We start from the raw sequence: 20,084 nt of genomic DNA on the forward strand, positions 1-20,084 counted from the left end.
CAAGTAATTGCTTACTATACTACCAAACGGGTCATTGACTAGAATTAGATTTTGTTAGCTTTTAAAGCCAAAAATGGATTTTTTTCTTTTGCTTGAGGAATTTTCTAAAAATGAAATTTTATGGGCTGTTCTTATAGGGATCTTTCGTGGCTCTTTTGCTTCAGAATGATTATCTTCCTTTGGAAAACTCAAAACCAATTCCCGTGATAATTCTTCTTCAGCCTGTCGTAATTTGTAATCGCGCATCATAGTGGTCATGGTCGTTACTCCTGCTATAGCCAGATCAATAGGAGTAATGGCTGGAATGAAACGATTAGAGGTTCTTGTAGCTTGTGTAGTTAAAAGTGTGATCCCCGAATGGGTAGATACAAGATTAAGCTTTGCCCCAACCCGCCATGCTGCCCATACGATAGAATAGAATCCTTCGTAGGTCGTGACTTCTCCATAAATTAGACTGTCTACTGATAGCCATCTGCCTAATGTATTTGAAGGAACACTAAGTAGATCCTTCATAGTTGATAGACCATGAGATTTTAAAATCGTGTCTGTTTCACCAATGTTAAGAATGTCAAAATCCCTTTGTGCAAGATAGCACGCAATTGCTTTGCGTATTCTGTTTCCTACTGTCCATCTCCAATTTTCCTTTTGTTCCTTTGTTTTTGGGAAAAGTGGTATGTGATTTATAAGTAAGTTGCCTCCGGTTGCTTGATCTGAAAAAGGAAGGATAGCAATTGTACCGCACCTTTTACTGGAATAACTGGGATGAACAATTACCTCAGGTTTTTGAATGTCCATTTCAATTAACCGATCAAACATGGTTTTTTTTCCATGTTGTTTTTCAGCAATTTCGGACAGAAAAAAACTTTGTTGAGGGACAGAATTGAGAAGGTTTGATGGCAAGGCTAATTCCTTCTTGTTATGGTCCGTCCTTGCTTCTTCTATTGGTGCTAGGGCAAAATCTGCTTTTCTAATTTGTTCTTTTATTTCATTTTTAGTTTCTTTTTCTTTTCTAAATAAATGAGCAGAAAAGGTAGGATGATTATTAAATGTTAGAGCATCATTCTGTAGAATATTTCCAACAGAATGGCTCCTAGTGGGTGACTGCTCATTTTTTTTGTTAGCCAACAATGGATTTTGGAAATTTAGAGAATGGCTGAGAGATTCTTCTTTCTTTTTTTTTGCTTTATGTTGATTTTCAGAAAGCTTTGTTTTTTCCGTTTGAGGAAAATAGGGCAATGGCCTTCTAGTTGGAATTCTGAAAACAATTTCTCTTGAAATATCTTCTTCAGCTCTTCTCAAGACCACATCTCTTAAATAGGTCCCATTGGCAATCATATTTATAGCTAAATCAGTTGGGTTCAATCCAAAATCAAATCCTACTTGGTTTCTAGAGGCTGAAGAATAAAAGAGCTGATCACCTGTTTTTGTTGAGATCATTTGTACATCTGCAGCAATACTGTAACCACAAATAATTCCCGCATAATAACTTTCATAATTTTTGACAATTCCGTATATCACAGCATCTACATTAAGCCATGAGCCCAAAACTTCAGGAGATATCTTAGAAAGATCTGTACTATTTTTGATTCCATGTTCTTTTAATACTGCATCGACCTTTTCTAACTTAATGGGATAATATTCTCTTTGAGCTAGGTTGCCGTAAATTAGTTTTCTAACTCTTTGCGCTCTTGTCCACCGATATTGTTCTTTCCATTGAGGATTTCGATTAGTCACGGCAACTTTGTCTAAATAAAAATTTCCACTATCTTTGTCGACAAAAGGTAGAACAGCAATCGATTTGGGAGGAAGTTCGTAAAATAAGGTACTGGTTCTGCTTTTTATACGTCCAGGATCTATATCGACTACATGATCGTAAAGAGTTTTTCTCCCATGATTGGAAATGGATGGTTCTTTTAAAAAAAGTTTTTGTTCTTCAGGAGGAGTTCGAATACCAGAGCATCCAAAAAAAAGAAAAAAAACAGCAAGGAGGCAAATGGAATTGCGCATAGTTGGAAGAGTCGAATAATTTTGACATTAACTTATTGAAAAGCAAGAACAAAGAACAAATAGCTCTTGCTAGCGCAATTCAAAAATACTACTGAAACAAAAAGACTTTAACGTTTAATTGTAAAAGGCACTAGTTTTTTAAACAAACTGGAAAAATTGTGTCTTTCTAATTCCTTTTTCAATTTCTCTTGATCGGTTACCCAATTGAGCATAACCACTCTTCTTTCTCCTTCAAATGGCAAATGGCCATGATACGAATTGTCGGATCTTTTGAAGATAATCAGAGAACCCCAATCTGGAGGAACTTCAGCTGCAAAATCATTGATATTTTTACTTCTTAAAAGGCGTAATCTTCCTCCTTGAGGTTCCCATTCCTCATTCAAATAAATAAGTAGCGTAACGAGTTTCCATTCAGAATCAGTATGGATATTGCCATCTCTGTCTTTTGAACACCAACCTCTTACTGTTGTTAAAATGGGTCTATTTTGAAGGTTTATTCTAAATTTTTCTTGAATGATTTCAGTGAGTTGCGGGCTTTCCAGTTCTTCTATAAACGAAGCAAAGGCGGGGCCATAATTTAACTCAGAGAGAGGAAAAACACCAGGTTTTTGGATTTTCGGAAAATCTGAAAGCAAAGTTTCTTTGGTTTCGATATTAACGAAACCTTTGACGATGACATATTCAAAAGGATCCGTAATCACTGGTGCCGACAATAGCTTTTCTAATAGAAGGTATTTCATAGGCTTCATTTTCCTTGTTTCTTTTAAAGTTAAATTTTTGAGTAATTAATGCTTCATTCTTTTCCAAAGTTTTTTTAAAGTTTAAGATAGTTGTTTATAATCTAAAAGTTTAAAATATAGTTTATGGATAAAATTGGAGCTGTGGCCGAGTGGCTGAAGGCAGCGGTTTGCTAAACCGTTAAGGGACCAAAATCCCTTCGAGGGTTCGAATCCCTCCGGCTCCGGTATAGTTTATTGTTTAGGTGGACTCAAAATATGAGCGCTCTCTTTTTTCTCTTTCTTTTTCTGTAGTCCTTGAGCACTTTATTTAATTTTAATTAATTGTGATTTGTATTTATTAGGGTAAACAAAGACACACAACGGGATTGTTTGTTTTTTCCCATTTCATTTAAAAAATTTCTAAGATTTTTTCTGCAAAAATTTCTGCAAAAAAAATTTTGGCCTTAAGTATGAAGCACATTCTATCGCTATTTCAGAGCAAATTGCTCTCCTTAGGAACTTTGAAAGCTTTCAAAAAGATTTCAAATGACCATTATTGAAAGGGATTAACTAAGGAGATTAGATTCTCAAAAGATTTGGCAAACCAGAATCGAAGTTTTTTTGAAATTTAAAGCTTTCCTTTTTAACAAAAGAAGGGATGGGAATGTAGAGCGATATCAGTTCAATGGAACATTGTAAAGGCAGGACAATGTAGTCCGTATGAATGGGGAGACATAATCTTGATACCCGATAAAGAACTTTGCCACAAGGAATATTTCAGCAGTCTTAATAAAACTCTTACAGACTATTCAGTTATAGCCATCTTGGAATGCGATGGAGGAAAAAGCGTTAGTAGGAACCTTACGGACTTATCCATTATCGCTCGTTCTGACTGCTTTCCTCGAATTCAGGAAGTGTAGGTTACCGTTTACGATATGATCTGTGAGCTTTTAATGGAATAGAAGTAAAAAGAAGAGGAGTGAGAAAACTTTTACGACCTCAAAAAAATTTTCCCTCTGCCGAAGATCTTAGGGATGAGCATTAATAGTCAAAAAACGAGCTTAGGGAAGATGATGAGAAATAGGATCTAAATATCTTAAAGCGACTAGTTGCTTTCACCGAAGTAAAAAGCATTCCTGTGCAGGTCCAGTAAGGAGAACTGATGTAGGTTGTCAGGAAAGGGTAAAAGGGTAAAGCTGTTCAAAAAAATAAAAATTTAAATTGACATAAAATCTCCTCAAGAATAACCTCAGAAAAGGTAGTGAACTGTTTCTGCGTCAAAAAAAGGAGCAAGTCAAAGATGAAGTTGTGGCGTTATCTTTTTTTAATTTTGTTTGCATGGGTGATTGTTGCAATTGTGATTCCGTCTTTTCCTGGGTTTGTTAGATATTTAAGAATACGACAAATGTAAAGCAGGAGAAAAAAGAAAAGTTCGGCTAGATTGGGCATATAGGCATATAGAAACCCAAGCTGAACGAACAGGAGAAAAAAGAGATGAACAATACCGAACAGTCTGTTCAATCAAAGGAGCTTGAGGTTCATATATTATGGATCAATGCTGGCCTTTCATGTGACGGAGATTCTGTTGCGTTGACTGCTGCTAGCCAGCCTTCCATAGAGGACTTAGTGCTTGGAGTATTCCCTGGTCTTCCTAAAGTACAGTTTCATTGGCCGCTTATAGATTATCACACTGGCGATGATTTTATCGAATGGTTTTTTAAAGCGGATCGTGGGGAAGTTGACCCCTTTATTTTAGTGGTTGAGGGTTCTATTCCGAATGAAAAAATAAAGGTTGAGGGATACTGGGCTGGATTCGGAAATGATCCTTCCACCGGTCAACCAATGACAACCAGCCAATGGATTGATCGGTTGGCTCCTAAGGCATGGGCGGTTGTTGCTGCGGGAACATGTGCGACCTATGGTGGAGTGCATGCGATGGCTGGCAACCCGACAGGGGCAATGGGGCTTCCAGACTATCTAGGATGGAAGTGGAAATCGAAGGCAGGAATTCCTATTGTTTGTGTACCCGGTTGTCCCATTCAACCAGATAATCTTTCGGAAACGTTTCTTTATCTCCTTTATCAGGCTGCTGGGAAAGCACCAATGATTCCTCTTGATGAAAATCTACGACCCAGTTGGCTTTTTGAACAAACTGTTCATGAAGGCTGTGATCGGGGAGGCTATTATGAACAGGGACAATTTGTTAACGGGTATGGAGAAAAGGAGTGTCTGGTAAAGGTTGGTTGTTGGGGTCCGGTGGTAAAGTGCAATGTGCCAAAGAGAGGATGGATGGGGGGGATTGGAGGATGTCCTAATGTTGGAGGGATATGCATTGGATGTACCATGCCCGGATTCCCAGATAAATTTATGCCTTTCATGGATGAGCCCCCTGGAGGAATGGTCTCTTCAATGATAAGCGGTAATTATGGAACCCTCATTCGGAAGCTTCGTTCGATAACAGAACACACCGTTGAAAAAGAACCAAAGTGGAGACACAATCGTCCAGAACTGACGACTGGTTATAAGCCTCATTGGCAACAAGGAGGATAATATGGCTGATACAAAAACTACAGAGTTTGAGGAAGAAGTTTCTTCCAAAGGGAATTCTCGGATAGTGGAAATGTCTTGGGATCCTATTACTCGGATTGTGGGTAGTTTAGGAATTTATACGAAAATAGATTTTTCTCAAAGGAAAGTAGTGGAGTGTTTTAGTACCTCTTCGATATTTCGTGGCTACAGTATCTTTATGAAGGGGAAAGATCCTCGAGATGCTCACTTTATCACTAGTCGTATTTGTGGGATTTGTGGCGACAATCATGCTGCGTGTTCAGTTTACAATCAAAACATGGCTTTCAAAGTCAGACCACCGCATCTTGGAGAATGGATTTGTAATTTAGGTGAAGCAGCTGAGTACATGTTTGATCATTGCATTTTCCAGGAGAATTTAGTGGCTGTAGATTTTTGCGAAAAAATGGTCAAGGAAACCAATCCTGGAGTATGGGAAAAAGCCACGCGAACAGAAGCCCCCAATGGGCATATTCATGGGTATAAGACTATTGCTGACATTATGCGAGCTTTCAATCCCATTGAAGGAGAGTTTTATCGCGAAGCTTTAGTGATGAGTCGTGTCACTAGAGAAATGTTCTGTTTAATGGAGGGAAGGCATGTTCATCCTTCTACTTTGTATGCTGGTGGGGTAGGGACTGTTCCCTCGGTACAGCTTTTTACTGATTATTTAACTAGATTGATGAAATACATAGACTGGGTGAAGAAAGCTGTACCTATGCATGACGATGTGTTTAATTTTTTTTATCAAGCTCTCCCTGGTTATGAAGAAGTAGGTAAAAGGCGAATATTACTTGGCTGTTGGAGTTCGCTCCCAGACCCCGAGTTTTGTGACTTTCGGTATGAAACGATGACTGATTGGGCCAGAAAATCTTTCGTAACTCCAGGGATTGTGGTAGATGGGGAACTTTTGACTACAGACTTGGTAGAAATAAACTTGGGGATCCGAATATTGCTGGGGAGTTCCTATTATGACGATTGGGTGGAAAGCAATGGACATTATAGGGTAACACGAGATCCTTTAGGAAATCCTGTTGACCCCAGGCATCCTTGGAATGTGGACACTTTGCCTAAACCTCAAAAAAGGGATTTTAAAGGCAAATATAGTTGGGTAATGTCTCCCCGATGGTTTGACAAGCGCTCCTATTTAGCTTTAGATACGGGAGGAGGCCCATTGGCTCGACTGTGGGTTACTGCTCTGGCCGGTTTGGTAAAGACTCCTTATGTCGAAGCTACAGGTAATTCGGTGAAGATCCATTTACCCAAAACAGCTACGCGAGGACCACTGAGTCTAGAATGGAAAGTTCCTCAATGGTCCAACACGATTGAAAGGGACCGAGCTAGAAGTTATTTCCAAGCCTATGCAGCGGGCTTAGGACTATATTTCGTTGAAAAAGCCTTAGAAGAGGTTCGAAAAGGGCATACGAAAACGTGGAACCCTTTTGAAGTGCCCAAGGAAGCAATCAGTTGTGGATTTACTGAAGCAGTGCGGGGGGTGCTTTCTCATCATATGATTATAGAAAATGGGAAGATTGCCAATTATCAACCTTGGCCGCCAACTCCATGGAATGCCAATCCGCGGGATATCTATGGGACACCTGGTCCTTATGAAGATGCAGTTCAGAATACGCCTATTTTTGAGGAGAATAGTGAAGAGCATTTCAAAGGAATAGATATTATGCGCACAGTCCGAAGCTTCGATCCTTGTCTGCCTTGTGGAGTGCATATGTATTTACCAAAAGGGAAAGTTGTTGAAGCTTATCATTCACCTACTTTTGCAGCGACTCAGTGGAAAAAGTAAAAGTAGTAAAAGTACTGACAGTCCATCGAACTTATCAGCGAGGAATTAACTCTTTTCAATGTAAAAATTATCTACTTGGGAAAGAGAAAAAAACGTCGCCCAAAACTCATTTGTTGGAATGCAAGATTGATCAACCAACAAACAATCAATAGCCTTGATTAAAACATTGGCTGTATGTCTAACAGCTTGTTGAACAGAGGAAGAAAGACCGATCTTTTCTTCAATAGTTTCTGGTTCGCATCCAATCAAATAAATCTGTTGGGGAATGGATCCTAATTGACCCGCAAAATTCAACATCGATGGGATGTCCATTTGATGAGGATGAAAGGATGAGTTGAGGGGATAATCTTTAGGGTGGAGTAGGTAGATTCGGCCTGGAGGATTGCCTAAAAAGACGGCGTCAATAATAATGGCCCAATCGTAACCATTGGTCAGTTCAAATGCCAGGTCAACGGTACGAATGCCAAAATCCATGATGGAAAGGGATGGCGATGGAGGATAGTAAGTTTTTCTTATCGACTGGATTACTTCTACTCCAAATCCATCGTCTCCAAAAAAGATATTCCCGACTCCTCCTATTAATCCTTTCATAAAGGTAGGATTTCGTTAGGTTTAAAATAAAGAAATCGACCATACCACCGAAACACTTCTGCTCCAGGATCCTCTATTAAGGTGACCCCAATGAAATAGTTTCCTTCGACGTCCTTCCGAATTTCTTCCACTCGAGCTATTTTTTGGTTGTAAAAAAGATCGCATGCATCCGCTCTGCCTTGAGGCTGAAGTTTGACCAGGCTGCCAGTTTTGACCAGCTTGTTCTCAATGTACAGCGATTCAATGTAGTCTTCTGAAACCTCTTCCATTTTTCGCATAGTTCCATGCAGCCCTGTCAGAGAATGAAGATTAAAATCCGACCACCGCTCAATTAATTCATTGGCTTTTGGATCGGTAGCTTTTGCCCATTGTTTTTCTTCGGAAGTTAGGCATAGTGTGCTTAATGCAAGAAGTTCTTCGATTTCTGTGGCATCAAAGTCCTGGCCATGGCTTTCAGGAGCAAGCTTAGGATAATCTTCCATAATAATGGGAGAAACCAGTAGGAGTTGATCAGTGAGAAGAATTGGCCATAGTCCCTGGTTTTTAAGAGCTTGAACTTGATTTTGAAGAATAGAGGGAGGATTCGATAGTGACATGAATTTTCCGGTAGAAAGCTGGCAAAGAATGTTGATGGAAAGAAAAGCGTGTTTGAGGAGGATCTCTCTTTTTGAAACCAAAGAATAATCGAGGACTTTAAGGTTTTGCCATTGGATTTTCAGCAGACAATACTGGTCGATTTGGAGGGGAAAAAGCTGGACAAGTCCTTGTAAAGTCTCTGCAGATCTCATGATTCTTCCAGAAGGAAATTCTTCGTAAACATTTTTTGCTGGAATTTCCATGGGTAGTTGTTCTCCATCCCTAGAAAACCCGTTTAAAGGGAAGCAGAAGCAATATTCGTGTTCGATCGCTTCATCCCAAGGAATCAATAATTTTTTGCCTTCTTGAAGTTGATCCACAGGAACAAATTGCCCCTCTTGTTTTTTTTCTACTGTTCTACTTTGAAGTTGAAGGAATCGAAGATATAGAGTCAATGTCGATGACTGTGGGGCTTCAAAAAGGATGTGAGTGGAGGCAGAATATGGTTCCTGTTGGAATTGAGGATCAGAGAGTTGTGGCATCAGAACCCCAAATTGAAATCGGGTTGCCGGGTTATTCTTTAAAGCGTTTGCTCGATAAGGCCATAGAATATAACCTTCGTAGAGAAGAGTTTGAGATAAAAGACGGGCTTGTTCTATTGTCAAACTATTCTCCTTGTTTCAGTTTGTTCTTTATCTAATAGCCTTTCTAAGGCCGTTTGCAGCGAAGGAAGTCCATTGGATAATTGATAATCCTGCAGTCTTCCATAGAGGCTATGATCCAATCGGATCCAAAGGGAATCTGGATAGTATCTATAAATCGTTTCTTTCCAGATGTCGTAGGGCAACAGATAGCTGCATTCAGAACTCCAAGGAATAGATCGGACTGTTATTTTGTCTTCAGCTAAAAGATAACAAATTCCACTGAAAAAAAATTTTAAAAAGATTTCTCCTCCTTCTAGAGAAGAAAAATAATACCAAATAGCTGACTCATGATCCTCTTTAATCTCAATGGGTAGATCTACAGTCTGGATCGAATTGGTTCGATTTAAAAGCAACATCTTTTCACACCACAAAATATTATTGAGAGAATCAGGTGGACCAAAACGACGCTCTACCCTTTTTACTTCCGACAAACTGTAATCTTTGATTTTCGGATCTATCATAACCAGCACTTTCAGAAGAGCCGAATCAAGAAGTTCTTTCCCAAGATAATGGACTTGGACTAAAAAATTTAGAGTAGGAGACAAACAATGCGGTTTGGGAAGGGCTTTAAGGATTTCAAAACTAAGGTGCACTGTTGGTTGATTTAATTTTTTTATGCTTGTTGTTTACTATATTGATATTCTTCCAGGATATTATTTTACTGGAAAATGAGATTTAAAAAAGAATTTTAATCCAGGAAATTGTCCTTTTTTTTGCTCAAGTTCTTTCCATTGCTTATGATCCTGTTCAAAAAGATCTGGTTGGCTGGGTTCAGTGTGGAGAAACAAAAAGCAGGATTAGCTTTTCTTTTATACCCAAATCCAGGTAGGTGATTGGGTTATTGTAGTTTGGTTTTGCCAAAACTAAAATAGTTTTCTCTAACTTTTCTGCATACGAAATTCTTTTGCTTAAAAACTAGCGCCCTTTTTGGGTGAAGGGCTTTGGATTGAAGCTGAAGCTTGTTGTTATGGATCTTTCTCTTTGGATCCTCTCTCTCCTTTCTTTTTTGCCTGGTTTTTTTAATCTTTCTTTTCTTGCAGCTGGAGGTTCATTTCGCTGTGGCTTGGGCACAAGTAGTGGAGGATCCGCTCGATGGGGCCATGGAAAGGCATTTAAAAGATTCAAAGGAACCTTCAGGAAGCATTCCGACCATTTCTCTACCTGAAGTCACCGTCAGCGCTCAGACTGTTCCTTCCGAGTCTACTATTTTGCCTACCAGTCGACAGTTTTCTTCTTATGGTCCTGAAATGAACATCATAGAAATTCCTCGCGACATTCGTCCAGTAAGTCAAGAGGAGATGAAAACGGTCATGGCTTTAACTGTAAATGACTTAGCCTCGTTTAACCCTTCGATAAATCCCACTCAAGCGACGGGTAATATTGTTAGTGAACCTGTCATCCGGGGTCTGCCAGGCACAGTGTTTCGTAATGGAATGTTGGTTGGCTTTTCCAGTGGGGGTAATTGGAGTCCTTTAATGAACACGATGGCTTATGGTTCTTTGGACATAGTGACTAGCCCAGTAAGTATTATATTTGGTCCTCAAGAATTTGCTGGGGGTTACGTTAATGAGCTAACTAAACAGCCTTACTTTGATCGGTTTCATAGAAATGCTTCCTATACTTTTGGCATGTATGGGGATAGCTTTTGGAATGTAGATTTAGGCGGTCCAGTCAGGAAAACCAAAAAGCCGCTTTCAGAATAGATTATTTTGGGCAGGCTGGTTATGCCCCATTTAATTACTACGATGGGGCATATATGCAAAGGGAGGCCTTCTATTTAGCTTTTAGTGCCCATCCATGGGAAAATCTTTGGATCGACTGTAATGGAGAACTGGATCTCAACAATTTTGTTCCTTACGCAGGACTTAATCGGCCTACGGCTGCTCTTATCCAGGATGGGCTTTACAAGACAGGGAGTTGGATTGGATCAATAGGTCCCACAGGAGCTTTTATTCCTGGTCATGTTATCCCGCCTCCTTCTGGAGGATACGTGATAGATTTTGGGCCTGAAGTTCCGATTAGCGGCAGAAACAACATCTTCAATAGTCCTTTGAAATTCACACTTCAAACCTATGGAGTTTTTCAACCGATTATCCGGTTGGAGGTTAACGACCGGCTGCGGATTGTTAATAACCTTATGATCGAATATTTTCGAACGGAAATTGGCCAACCGGTGCCTATGGACACTTGGGCTTTTCTTATTCTTCTTTTAATCAGTTTAATTTTTATTATATTTTCGGTAATTTCTTTTCTTATTGGCTTTCTCTATGGAATATGGAGTCTTTTTCTTCTTTTTTAGTGCAGGAATGAGAAAAATTGGAGGAGCATTTCTCTGTGGCGCCTTCTTAATGTTATTGTCTGGATTTTTTTATGGATCATACGAAAAATAGCTCACAAGATTTTAAAGTAAGGCTAAAAGAAGCTCAAGCCCATTTCTTAGAATCTTTAAAGCGCGTTAGTAAAAACTTATCTAATGAAAACATCCTTTTGATCAGCTTGATCATAGGAATTATTATAGGTCTTCTCTTATATTCTCTCCGGTGGATTCTTTCCAAAATAATCCGAATTGGTTTCTTATATTATATTCTTCAACAATTATGGAATATACTAACTAAAGATAATCAAAAAACGGATTCCAAGACATCATCAGAGACTTCCAACAGTCCATCCAAGGAGAACGAATCCCCAGCAACTAATTAACGGCGTTTTTTTCTTTATTGCGGTTTCTTGAATATGCCCTATAGGGAGTCACTAGTTTTTCTTAAGAATGCCTAAGAGCTTTTAGAACTGTTTTTTAACGAAATGGAATCTAAACTTCCATCATACATTGATAGTGAGGTGGCTGGAACATGGTCTTCTGATGGAGTAATGAAATGGCACTAACAAAAAGTCGAAGTCGTTAGTTTTATTTGAACGTTGATTGACCATAGCTTCACTTATCCATCCCTTGAGATAAAATATTGCGATAAAAAGTGCCATTGGCAATGATATGATCTTCGGATGCCGGTTGAATTAGGTTTAAGAGTATATGTTCCTGCTTGATGTTGCCTATGTAAGAGGTGCAACATTTTCAGGATAATGGAAAGCCAGTTCTTCAAAAACTGAAGAAAATAAATAAAGTTGACTGAACTTAGACAGAAGGCAAGGTAAGCTGTTCTTCGACAATGGATTTGAAAGAAGCTACGGAGCCTAATAATCTCTAGGCCTTTCTCACTTGTTTTTTAGCTTATGCCCTGAATCCTAGAAGGATAGAAAGCTTGAGTGTGGCCAGCCAAATCTCCAAAGCCACAAATTTCACTTTAGAAAAAAAAGAAAATGACCTATACTTTATACTCATATTCTAAACAATCATTGTTTTTTGCGGAGAGAATAGACTTATGTGCGAACATTGCGGCTGTCAGCTTGCTTCTCATCAATCAACTCAGTCAGTAAACCACCATCCGGAGCTAATCCATTCTCATCATGATCATAACGATCACAAAGAGATTGAGGCTGAGAAACCAAGAGATCAGGTGAAACTTCAAATGGATGTTCTTGAAACAAACAGCCGATTTGCAAAGACGAACCGCTCTTTATTTTCTGCCCGAAAAATTTTGGCTCTAAATGTAATTTCAAGCCCAGGTTCAGGGAAAACCTCTCTTTTAGTGAAAACCATTGAGGCTTTTCAAGGAAAATTCCCTCAAGCGGTTATCGAAGGGGATCAGCAGAGTGAAATAGATGCCCAAAGAATTCGGCAGACCGGTGTGGAAGCGGTACAAATCCAAACAGGAAAAGGATGTCATTTGGATGCCCATTCCATTGGTCATGCTCTAGAAGAGATCCTTTTACCTTCGGAGGGGATCTTGTGGATTGAAAATGTAGGTAATTTGATTTGTCCGGCTCTTTTTGATCTAGGTGAAACAAAAAGAGTATTGCTTTTGTCTGTAGCTGAAGGGGATGATAAACCTCTTAAATATCCTGAAGCTTTTTACGGAGCTGATTTATTGGTGTTGACGAAGATCGACTTGCTCCCTTATGTTGACTTTTCGGTGGAAAAATGTATGGATGGTCTTCGAAGGATTCGGCCAGGAATGGAAGTCGTTGCCTTATCAGCAAAAACAGGAGAAGGAATAGAAAAGTGGTTGCATTGGGTTAATCAACAATTGGCCACTGTTAGAGGAGCAGAATCTGTCTGTTAATTTTTAACTAATTCGATAAGAGGCGTTTTGTGGATTTATCCCCAGAACTTGTTTTGATTACTGGCCTAGTTGCGGGCTTCATTCATGCTTTAACGGGACCGGATCATTTGAGCGCTATTGCTCCCTTGGCTATTGAAAGCAGGAAGGCAGCTTGGAAAATCGGTTTGTTCTGGGGCCTAGGACATAGCGGTGGAATCTGGATTTTAGCGGTCATTTTATTTTTTTTTCGTAACCTCTTTCCGATCGCTCAGCTTTCTCGGTGGTCGGAAAAAGCGGTTGGGATTGTCTTGATGGGGATAGGGATTTGGAGCATTCGCCGGGTCTTTCAAAAGAAAATTCATATCCATAGCCATCATCATGATGGGATAGAACATTGTCATATTCATTACCATGAAGAAACGCCGGCGGTCTCCTCTACTTCCCCTTTACACGAGCATAGTCCACATTATCATACCCATGCATCTTTAGGGATAGGATTGCTACATGGGATTGCGGGATCCAACCATTTTCTCGGAGCCCTTCCCGTTTTGGCATTTCCCACACAAGCACTTGCAGCCCTTTATGTTTTAGGTTTTGGGTTAGGAGCTATATTGGGAATGATCGTTTTTTCATTTTTTTTATCCAGGATGGTTTTTAGTCAACTAGTAGATACAAAAAGGAAGGGGAAATGGTTAAACATCTGTTTTGGCAGCTTGGCTATAGGCGTAGGTTTGTTCTGGTTGATTGGAGGAGGAGAATGAAGATAAAAAGCTCAGCCTTTCACTTACGACCTAGCTGATGTCAAAAACATCTGTAATGAAAAAAGCCTTACGCATTCATTTAAAAGGCAAAGTTCAAGGAGTTGGTTTTAGGCCTTTTGTTTACAAGCTTGCTCACAGACTTGCACTACAAGGCTGGGTCAACAATACGACAAGTGGAGTACACATCCATGTCGAGGGGACTCAAGAAAATGTTGAAACTTTCTGTCGTGATATCATCGATCAAGCTCCCTCCATTGCATTTATCAGTTCGTCGGTCTTCGAAAAAGCAGAAGTCAAACACTATAAGTCTTTTACCATCGAACAAAGTCAAGAAGAAGGTAAACCATCGGTCCTTCTTTTGCCTGATCTTGATCTTTGTGAGGATTGCCTGGTGGAGCTTCGTTCTCCAACTAATCGGCGCTTTGGTTATCCTTTTATAACCTGTACGCAATGCGGACCGCGTTTCTCCATCATCCTTTCGTTACCGTATGACAGGCAGAGGACGACGATGGCTTCTTTTAAGATGTGCTATGAATGTCAAAGGGAATATGAAGAGCCACTGGATCGCCGATTTTATTCTCAAACCAATTCATGCAAAGACTGCGGGATAACCCTAAGACTTTATGATAAACAAAGAAATGAATTGAGCTGTAATCATTCTGCGCTTGACGAGGCGGCAAAGGGAATCTTAGCAGGAGAAATTGTCGCTGTTAAGGGTATCGGAGGCTTTTTAATTGTGGCAGACAGCTACAGCGATCAGACTGTCTTGCGCCTGAGAGAAAGCAAAAAAAGGGCTCATAAACCTTTTGCCTTAATGTTTCAAGACCTTAAGACTGTCAAAGAGCATACTGAAATTTCCGGCGAAGAAGAAATGTGGCTGACGTCCCGTCAAAAGCCAATTATGCTCCTAAGAAAAAAAACAAATTTCTCTTCGGCCCTTTCTGAGCACATTGCACCTTTGCAAGATACTCTTGGGATCATGCTTGCCTATGCTCCCTTGTACGTTTTGCTCCTTGATCTTATCCAACATCCAGTGATAGCAACCAGCGCGAACATTTCCGGCTCTCCCATACTAACTACAGAGGAAGAAGTTTTCTCTCAACTCCAAGGGGTAGTTGATAAAGTGCTTACTCATAACAGAGACATTGCAGTGCCTCAGGATGATTCGGTCATGGCTTGTTCCCCTTTGACGAAGACGCCGATTTTGCTCCGAAGAAGTCGTTCTTTTGCTCCCTTTTATAGGTTAGACTCTTATGAATTTTCACAGTCAGCTTGTCTTTTGGCTTTGGGATCGGATCTCAAAGCTACCTTTAGCCTTTGTCACGAATCGAACGTTTATGTTTCTCAATATTTAGGTGATCTGGGCAACTGGAATGCTTATGAAACCTATCAGAAAGTCCTGACTCATTTTACAAAACTTTTTGATCTTATACCAACAGCTGTCGCTGTTGACCTTCATCCTCGGTATCATTCGACTGAATTGGGTCTGGAGATTTCAAAGAGTAATAAACTCAACCCTTTTTTTGTACAGCATCATAAAGCCCATTTTTGGGCGGTTTTAGCCGAAAACGACCTTCTTTGGCAACAGCAGCCTGTATTGGGTATCGTATGGGATGGGACTGGATATGGGGAAGACGGAAGAATTTGGGGGGGAGAATTTTTCCTTTTTCAAAGGGATCAAGGAATGAAAAGGCTAGCTCATTTCGAATATTTCCCTCTTCTCTTAGCCGATAAGGGCATTAAAGAACCGCGTATTTCTGCTCTTGGCATATGGTCATCACAAGTTGGAACATTAGATGAACTGAACTTTTTGAGACCGAAGTTTTCAGCTATCGAATGGAGAGCCTATCTGAAGATGCTTGAAGCAAAAAAATATGCTTTAAGTTCAAGTGTTGGCAGAATTTTTGATGGAGTAGCCTCGATACTTGGTCTTTGTGATTATACTACTTTTGAAGGTCAAGCAGCCATTGAGTTACAAAAACAAGCTACCCGCTACGCTTTATCTGTAGGTCTTTGGAACAACACGCACGCAATAAAAAATTGGAAAGTTCCAGAGGCGAAGCTTTATAACAGTGTGGTTTACCTAGGTCAGTTGTTCCAATGGATAAGGCAGATGGCAGAAGAAAAAAGACCGAAGGAGGAGATCGCTTTTGGACTACACTATTGGCTAGCCCAGCTTGTGGGAAGATTAGCCAACGAGTTTCAAGTGCGGAAAATAGCTTTTTCTGGTGGAGTCTTTCAAAATGGCTTGTTAGTTGACCTGTTGAAGCTTTTGTGGGGAGACAAATTGGAACTTTTTTTTCATAGGACCCTCTGTCCCAATGACGAGAATATCAGTTTTGGTCAGCTCATTGCCCTTGCTTATGAAAATCACTGGATAAGAAAGAAGCTGTGAAGCCTCCTCCGCTTTTAAACCTATTACTTGGCATTGACATCCATAGAAAAAAGAATAGCCTACAAAAAGATATGTGTTTAGCAATTCCTGGAAAAATAGTTGAAATGGATCTTAACGACCAAACGCCTTTTGTTCAAACGGCTCTTGTTGAGGTTTCTTCAGTGAAGAGGAGGATCAACATTGAATTAATAAAGGACGAAGATCCTAAACCAGGGGATTGGGTATTAATTCATGTTGGATTTGCAATGGCGAAAATATCTGAACATGAAGCTCAGGATCAGTTACGGATTCTTTCTATGCTTGGAGAAGATAAACAGGCAATGGAAGAGCTTCAAGGTTATTCTATGGAAGAAGAAGAAAAAAAAGCATAAAAGATATCTCTTTGAAGAATCTGATTTTTAGAAAGTACAGATGCACTATGTAGATGAATTTCGGGACAGCCGACTTATTAAAAAGACAATAGAAGCGATTCAACAGCTAGCTGATCCTAAAGTGCACTACCGGATCATGGAAGTCTGCGGAGGCCATACTTTTTCTATTTACCGATTTGGACTTCATGATCTTATTCCTTCAAATGTGGAATTGATCCATGGTCCAGGATGTCCTGTATGTGTATTGCCGATGGGAAGAATTGACGAGGGGCTGAGAATTGCTGAAGATCCAAAAGTGATTTTAACCGCTTTTGGGGATATGATGAGAGTGCCTGGTCAAACAGGCAGTCCTCTAGTCCTGAAAGCAAAAGGTAGAGACATTCGAATGGTGTATTCTCCGTTAGATAGCCTGAAGCTGGCTAAAGAACATCCTAAAAAAGAGGTTGTTTTTTTTGCTATTGGTTTTGAAACTACAGCTCCTGCAACGGCTCTAACACTTTTAAAGGCACAGGAATGGGGAATAAAAAACTTTTCTGTATTTTGTAACCATGTGTTGATTCTGCCTGCCATTCGAGCGATTCTAGATTCGCCTGACATGCGACTTGATGGGTTTATTGGTCCTGGTCATGTCTCTACAGTGATTGGTTGTCGGCCATATGCATTTGTTGCCCAAAATTATAGGAAACCAATAGTGATTTCAGGTTTTGAACCTTTGGATATTTTAGAATCCATTCTACGAATCTTGCGCCAGTTAAAAGAAAAAAAGAGCGAGGTAGAAAATCAGTATGGCCGTGTTGTTCCTTGGGAGGGTAATCGCACGGCGTTGAGGCTTCTTCAACGGGTTTTTGAGCTTCGTTCGTATTTCGAATGGCGCGGACTAGGATTCATAGCACAGTCGGCCCTTAAAATTAAAAAAGAATTTTCTTATTGGGATGCTGAATTGCGTTTTGGCACTCAAGGGATTACTCTTACTGATCCAAAAGCAGCGCAGTGTGGAGAAGTCCTGAAAGGGGTGCTCAAGCCTTATCAATGTAAGCTCTTTGGAAAGAGCTGCAATCCAGAACATCCAGTAGGAGCTTTGATGGTCTCTTCAGAAGGAGCTTGTGCAGCTTACTATCATCACGTCTATCAAAAAACAGAGGTCTATGCATAGGGACAAGAGAGCTGCCAAGTTAAATGGGTTTTGCAATGGAATTGGATAATGAAACAGGAACAGTGCATAGAACTGGCTCATGGAGCGGGAGGCAAATCGAGTAGAAGGTTAATTGAACAGGTGATATTGGCTGAATGCAGGAACCCACTTTTAGAGCCTCTTGCTGATGCTGCGATTATCGAATGGGATAAAACCAGATATGCGCTGACAACAGACAGTTATGTGATCAGCCCCTTAGTATTTCCGGGTGGATCCATTGGTGAACTTGCGGTCAACGGGACTGTTAATGACCTAGCTGTTTCGGGAGCAAAGCCTTTGGTTATTTTATCCAGTTGGATTCTGGAAGCAGGACTTTCAATGGAGGTTTTTCAACGGGAAGTCAAAGCCATGGCTCGGGCTGCAAAAGCTGCCTCGGTTATTATTGCTGGAGGGGATACAAAAGTCGTTGAGCACGGAAAAGGAGACGGGCTTTATATTACAACGACTGGGTATGGACTTGTGGAGCCAGGGGTGAATTTAGGTCCTCATAGAGTGGAAGTTGGAGATAAAATTTTACTTTCAGGTCCTATCGGTGACCATGGGATTACAGTTCTTTTAGCCAGAGGAGAAATAGAACTGGAAGCAACTCTTCAGACAGATAGCCGACCTCTTTGGCCAATAATTGAACCTATGATTAGATTGGAGCCTGCGGCTATTAAGTGGATGCGGGATCCTACAAGGGGAGGCTTGGCTTCAGTCCTTAATGAACTTGCCCATGACATTGGCTTTGGAATAATGATCGAAGAGGAGTCGATTCCAATTCGTCAAGAAGTTCGAGGAGCTTGTGAGATCTTGGGCCTGGATCCCCTGCACATAGCTTCTGAAGGACAATTTGTTGCTGTTGTGGATCAGAAGAAGGCCGTTGATTTTCAAAAGCTGCTAAATGACATTCCTGGAGGGGAAGAAGCTAGAATTATTGGGGTAATTTCAAACAAACCTCCTGGGAAAGTGGTTGCTCTTTCTGGATATGGTGGGAGTCGGATGGTTGATATGCTGATAGGAGATCCCTTGCCAAGGATATGTTAAGGAAAGAAAAAATACCAAAAGATCTTAATTGGATAAGACAGCGGGTTGAAAAGCGAAACGAGCTCTCGGCCTTGTTTTTCCAAAAAGAAGCTTTATCATTGGCAACAATATGCCAGCAGATTGCTAGCCGGTTTTTGAATGGAGGTAGAATTTTGGCTTTTGGTCGAGGCTCTTCTCAAACTGATGCACAGCATGTTGCGGTAGAGTTTGTCCATCCTGTAATCGTTGGCAAACGAGCGCTGCCGGCTTTAGATATCTCAGCGGATTTTTTTAATTGGCTTAAGGCCATCTGCAGGGCTAATGACATTGTTTTTGGATTCAGTGGAATTGAAGGAGATGTTTTGGTTGAAAAGGCCATTGACCTGGCGATGGGAAGGGGAGCTTTGACTTTAGCGCTGCCTGGAAAGAGGGGAAGTTATTTTATAGACAATCCTTCTGAAGATCCTTTTATATTTCAAGAGATCGTCGAAATCCTTTATCACACCTTATGGGAAACGGTGCATCTTTTTTTTGAACATCGTCATTTAGGACAATCGGGAGGAGAAGCACATTTTCTCTATCCCTTTTTGGGTATAGATGGTCAGCCAGAGGCAGGGATTATTGAGGAGGTGAGTTGGTCAATACGAGAAAAAGCCAAAGAAGATGAAAGATTAAGATTACAGGTGGTAGAAGATGAGGGCGAAAAGATTCTTCAGGCAGCAAAACTACTTAAAGAAAAAAGTCAACAGGGAGCTAAAATTATCCTCTTTGGCAATGGAGGATCAGCTACGGATGCCAATGACTTTGCTTTAGACCTACTGAATATATCTGTGGAATGGCCCAAACCTTTGACTGCCTATTCATTATCTATGGAACCAGCCGTGATCTCTGCGCTGGCCAATGATGTTGGAGCAGAAGTCATTTTTTCGCGTCAATTGATGGCCCATTTAGAATCTGGAGATATTGTAGTTGGAATTTCGACAAGTGGTGGATCACGCAATGTTTTGACCTGTTTTGAGGAAGCAAGGAAAAAGGGGCTTTCTACTATTGCCATTTTGGGATACGATGGAGGGGAGATCGTTTGTAGGGGACTTGCTGACCTATCCATTATCGTTCGTTCTGACTACATTCCTCGTATCCAAGAAGTGCAGGCTACCGTTTACCATTTGATCTGTGAGCTTTTAAGGGAAAAGGAACCAATCGGAAAGAGTCCAGAATAGATAGATATTTAATGAAATCA

17 protein-coding genes and 1 tRNA gene are annotated in these 20,084 nt (G+C 40.4%); 13 read left to right on the forward strand and 5 right to left on the reverse strand.

Going from position 1 to position 20,084, the window contains the following annotated elements:
* Nucleotides 1-54: 54 nt before the first annotated feature.
* Both QOL44_RS04400 and QOL44_RS04405 read right to left on the reverse strand, forming a co-directional pair.
* Nucleotides 55-2,007 (reverse strand): GNA1162 family protein, encoded by a 1,953-nt coding sequence (locus tag QOL44_RS04400; protein WP_009061239.1) that lies wholly within the window; start codon nt 2,005-2,007, stop codon nt 55-57.
* Between the two features lie 107 nt (nt 2,008-2,114).
* The gene (locus QOL44_RS04405; protein WP_009061237.1) at nt 2,115-2,747 is read right to left on the reverse strand and encodes a 2OG-Fe(II) oxygenase family protein; all 633 of its coding nucleotides are present in this window, start codon (nt 2,745-2,747) and stop codon (nt 2,115-2,117) included.
* 135 nt (nt 2,748-2,882) lie between these two features.
* On the opposite strand from QOL44_RS04405, the gene QOL44_RS04410 reads away from it, so the two are divergent.
* The 3 genes from QOL44_RS04410 to QOL44_RS04420 all read left to right on the forward strand — a co-directional run bounded on the left by QOL44_RS04410 (nt 2,883) and on the right by QOL44_RS04420 (nt 7,092).
* Nucleotides 2,883-2,971 (forward strand) — tRNA-Ser (locus QOL44_RS04410).
* 1,249 nt (nt 2,972-4,220) lie between these two features.
* Complete coding sequence (locus tag QOL44_RS04415) at nt 4,221-5,276, forward strand: NADH-quinone oxidoreductase subunit B family protein (RefSeq protein ID WP_009061233.1); 1,056 nt, start codon at nt 4,221-4,223, stop codon at nt 5,274-5,276.
* A gap of 1 nt (nt 5,277) precedes the next feature.
* Nucleotides 5,278-7,092 carry a nickel-dependent hydrogenase large subunit gene (locus tag QOL44_RS04420; RefSeq protein ID WP_009061231.1) on the forward strand — a complete coding sequence of 605 codons (1,815 nt, stop codon included), beginning with the start codon at nt 5,278-5,280 and terminating at the stop codon, nt 7,090-7,092.
* A gap of 45 nt (nt 7,093-7,137) precedes the next feature.
* Here QOL44_RS04420 and QOL44_RS04425 read toward each other — a convergent pair whose 3' ends face one another.
* From QOL44_RS04425 to QOL44_RS04435, 3 genes are read right to left on the reverse strand one after another with little or no spacing between them, the layout of a single operon-like run.
* Entirely contained in the window at nt 7,138-7,683 is a 546-nt protein-coding gene (locus tag QOL44_RS04425) for a hydrogenase maturation protease (protein WP_009061229.1), read from the reverse strand.
* Nucleotides 7,680-8,924, reverse strand: a complete 1,245-nt coding sequence (locus tag QOL44_RS04430; protein WP_009061228.1) for a hypothetical protein — start codon at nt 8,922-8,924, stop codon at nt 7,680-7,682. The genes QOL44_RS04425 and QOL44_RS04430 overlap by 4 nt, the downstream gene beginning before the upstream one ends.
* Nucleotides 8,921-9,556: a DUF6084 family protein gene (locus QOL44_RS04435; protein ID WP_009061226.1), complete on the reverse strand. Its 636-nt coding sequence runs from the start codon at nt 9,554-9,556 to the stop codon at nt 8,921-8,923. Before QOL44_RS04435 ends, QOL44_RS04430 begins: the two co-directional genes overlap by 4 nt.
* Nucleotides 9,557-10,021: 465 nt before the next feature.
* On the opposite strand from QOL44_RS04435, the gene QOL44_RS04440 reads away from it, so the two are divergent.
* The 10 genes from QOL44_RS04440 to QOL44_RS04485 all read left to right on the forward strand — a co-directional run bounded on the left by QOL44_RS04440 (nt 10,022) and on the right by QOL44_RS04485 (nt 20,064).
* Nucleotides 10,022-10,666, forward strand: a complete 645-nt coding sequence (locus QOL44_RS04440; protein WP_134372692.1) for a TonB-dependent receptor plug domain-containing protein — start codon at nt 10,022-10,024, stop codon at nt 10,664-10,666.
* 53 nt (nt 10,667-10,719) lie between these two features.
* The gene (locus QOL44_RS04445; RefSeq protein WP_009061222.1) at nt 10,720-11,262 is read left to right on the forward strand and encodes a hypothetical protein; all 543 of its coding nucleotides are present in this window, start codon (nt 10,720-10,722) and stop codon (nt 11,260-11,262) included.
* A 71-nt stretch (nt 11,263-11,333) separates the two neighbouring features.
* Nucleotides 11,334-11,663 (forward strand): hypothetical protein, encoded by a 330-nt coding sequence (locus QOL44_RS04450; RefSeq protein ID WP_009061220.1) that lies wholly within the window; start codon nt 11,334-11,336, stop codon nt 11,661-11,663.
* A 677-nt stretch (nt 11,664-12,340) separates the two neighbouring features.
* A complete protein-coding gene (gene hypB, locus QOL44_RS04455) occupies nt 12,341-13,141 on the forward strand; it encodes a hydrogenase nickel incorporation protein HypB (RefSeq protein ID WP_009061217.1) in 801 nt (266 codons plus the stop codon).
* A gap of 29 nt (nt 13,142-13,170) precedes the next feature.
* Nucleotides 13,171-13,881: a nickel transporter gene (locus QOL44_RS04460; protein WP_009061214.1), complete on the forward strand. Its 711-nt coding sequence runs from the start codon at nt 13,171-13,173 to the stop codon at nt 13,879-13,881.
* Between the two features lie 55 nt (nt 13,882-13,936).
* Entirely contained in the window at nt 13,937-16,276 is a 2,340-nt protein-coding gene (hypF, locus tag QOL44_RS04465; protein ID WP_166791426.1) for a carbamoyltransferase HypF, read from the forward strand.
* Entirely contained in the window at nt 16,273-16,647 is a 375-nt protein-coding gene (locus tag QOL44_RS04470; RefSeq protein ID WP_009061210.1) for a HypC/HybG/HupF family hydrogenase formation chaperone, read from the forward strand. Before hypF ends, QOL44_RS04470 begins: the two co-directional genes overlap by 4 nt.
* 40 nt (nt 16,648-16,687) lie before the next feature.
* Entirely contained in the window at nt 16,688-17,800 is a 1,113-nt protein-coding gene (gene hypD, locus QOL44_RS04475; protein WP_009061208.1) for a hydrogenase formation protein HypD, read from the forward strand.
* 48 nt (nt 17,801-17,848) lie between these two features.
* The gene (hypE, locus tag QOL44_RS04480) at nt 17,849-18,865 is read left to right on the forward strand and encodes a hydrogenase expression/formation protein HypE (RefSeq protein WP_009061206.1); all 1,017 of its coding nucleotides are present in this window, start codon (nt 17,849-17,851) and stop codon (nt 18,863-18,865) included.
* Nucleotides 18,859-20,064 (forward strand): SIS domain-containing protein, encoded by a 1,206-nt coding sequence (locus tag QOL44_RS04485; RefSeq protein ID WP_009061203.1) that lies wholly within the window; start codon nt 18,859-18,861, stop codon nt 20,062-20,064. Before hypE ends, QOL44_RS04485 begins: the two co-directional genes overlap by 7 nt.
* Nucleotides 20,065-20,084 lie beyond the last annotated feature (20 nt).

Origin of the sequence: Candidatus Methylacidiphilum fumarolicum, assembly GCF_949774925.1 — a bacterium.
Classification (GTDB): Bacteria; Verrucomicrobiota; Verrucomicrobiia; order Methylacidiphilales; family Methylacidiphilaceae; genus Methylacidiphilum; species Methylacidiphilum fumarolicum.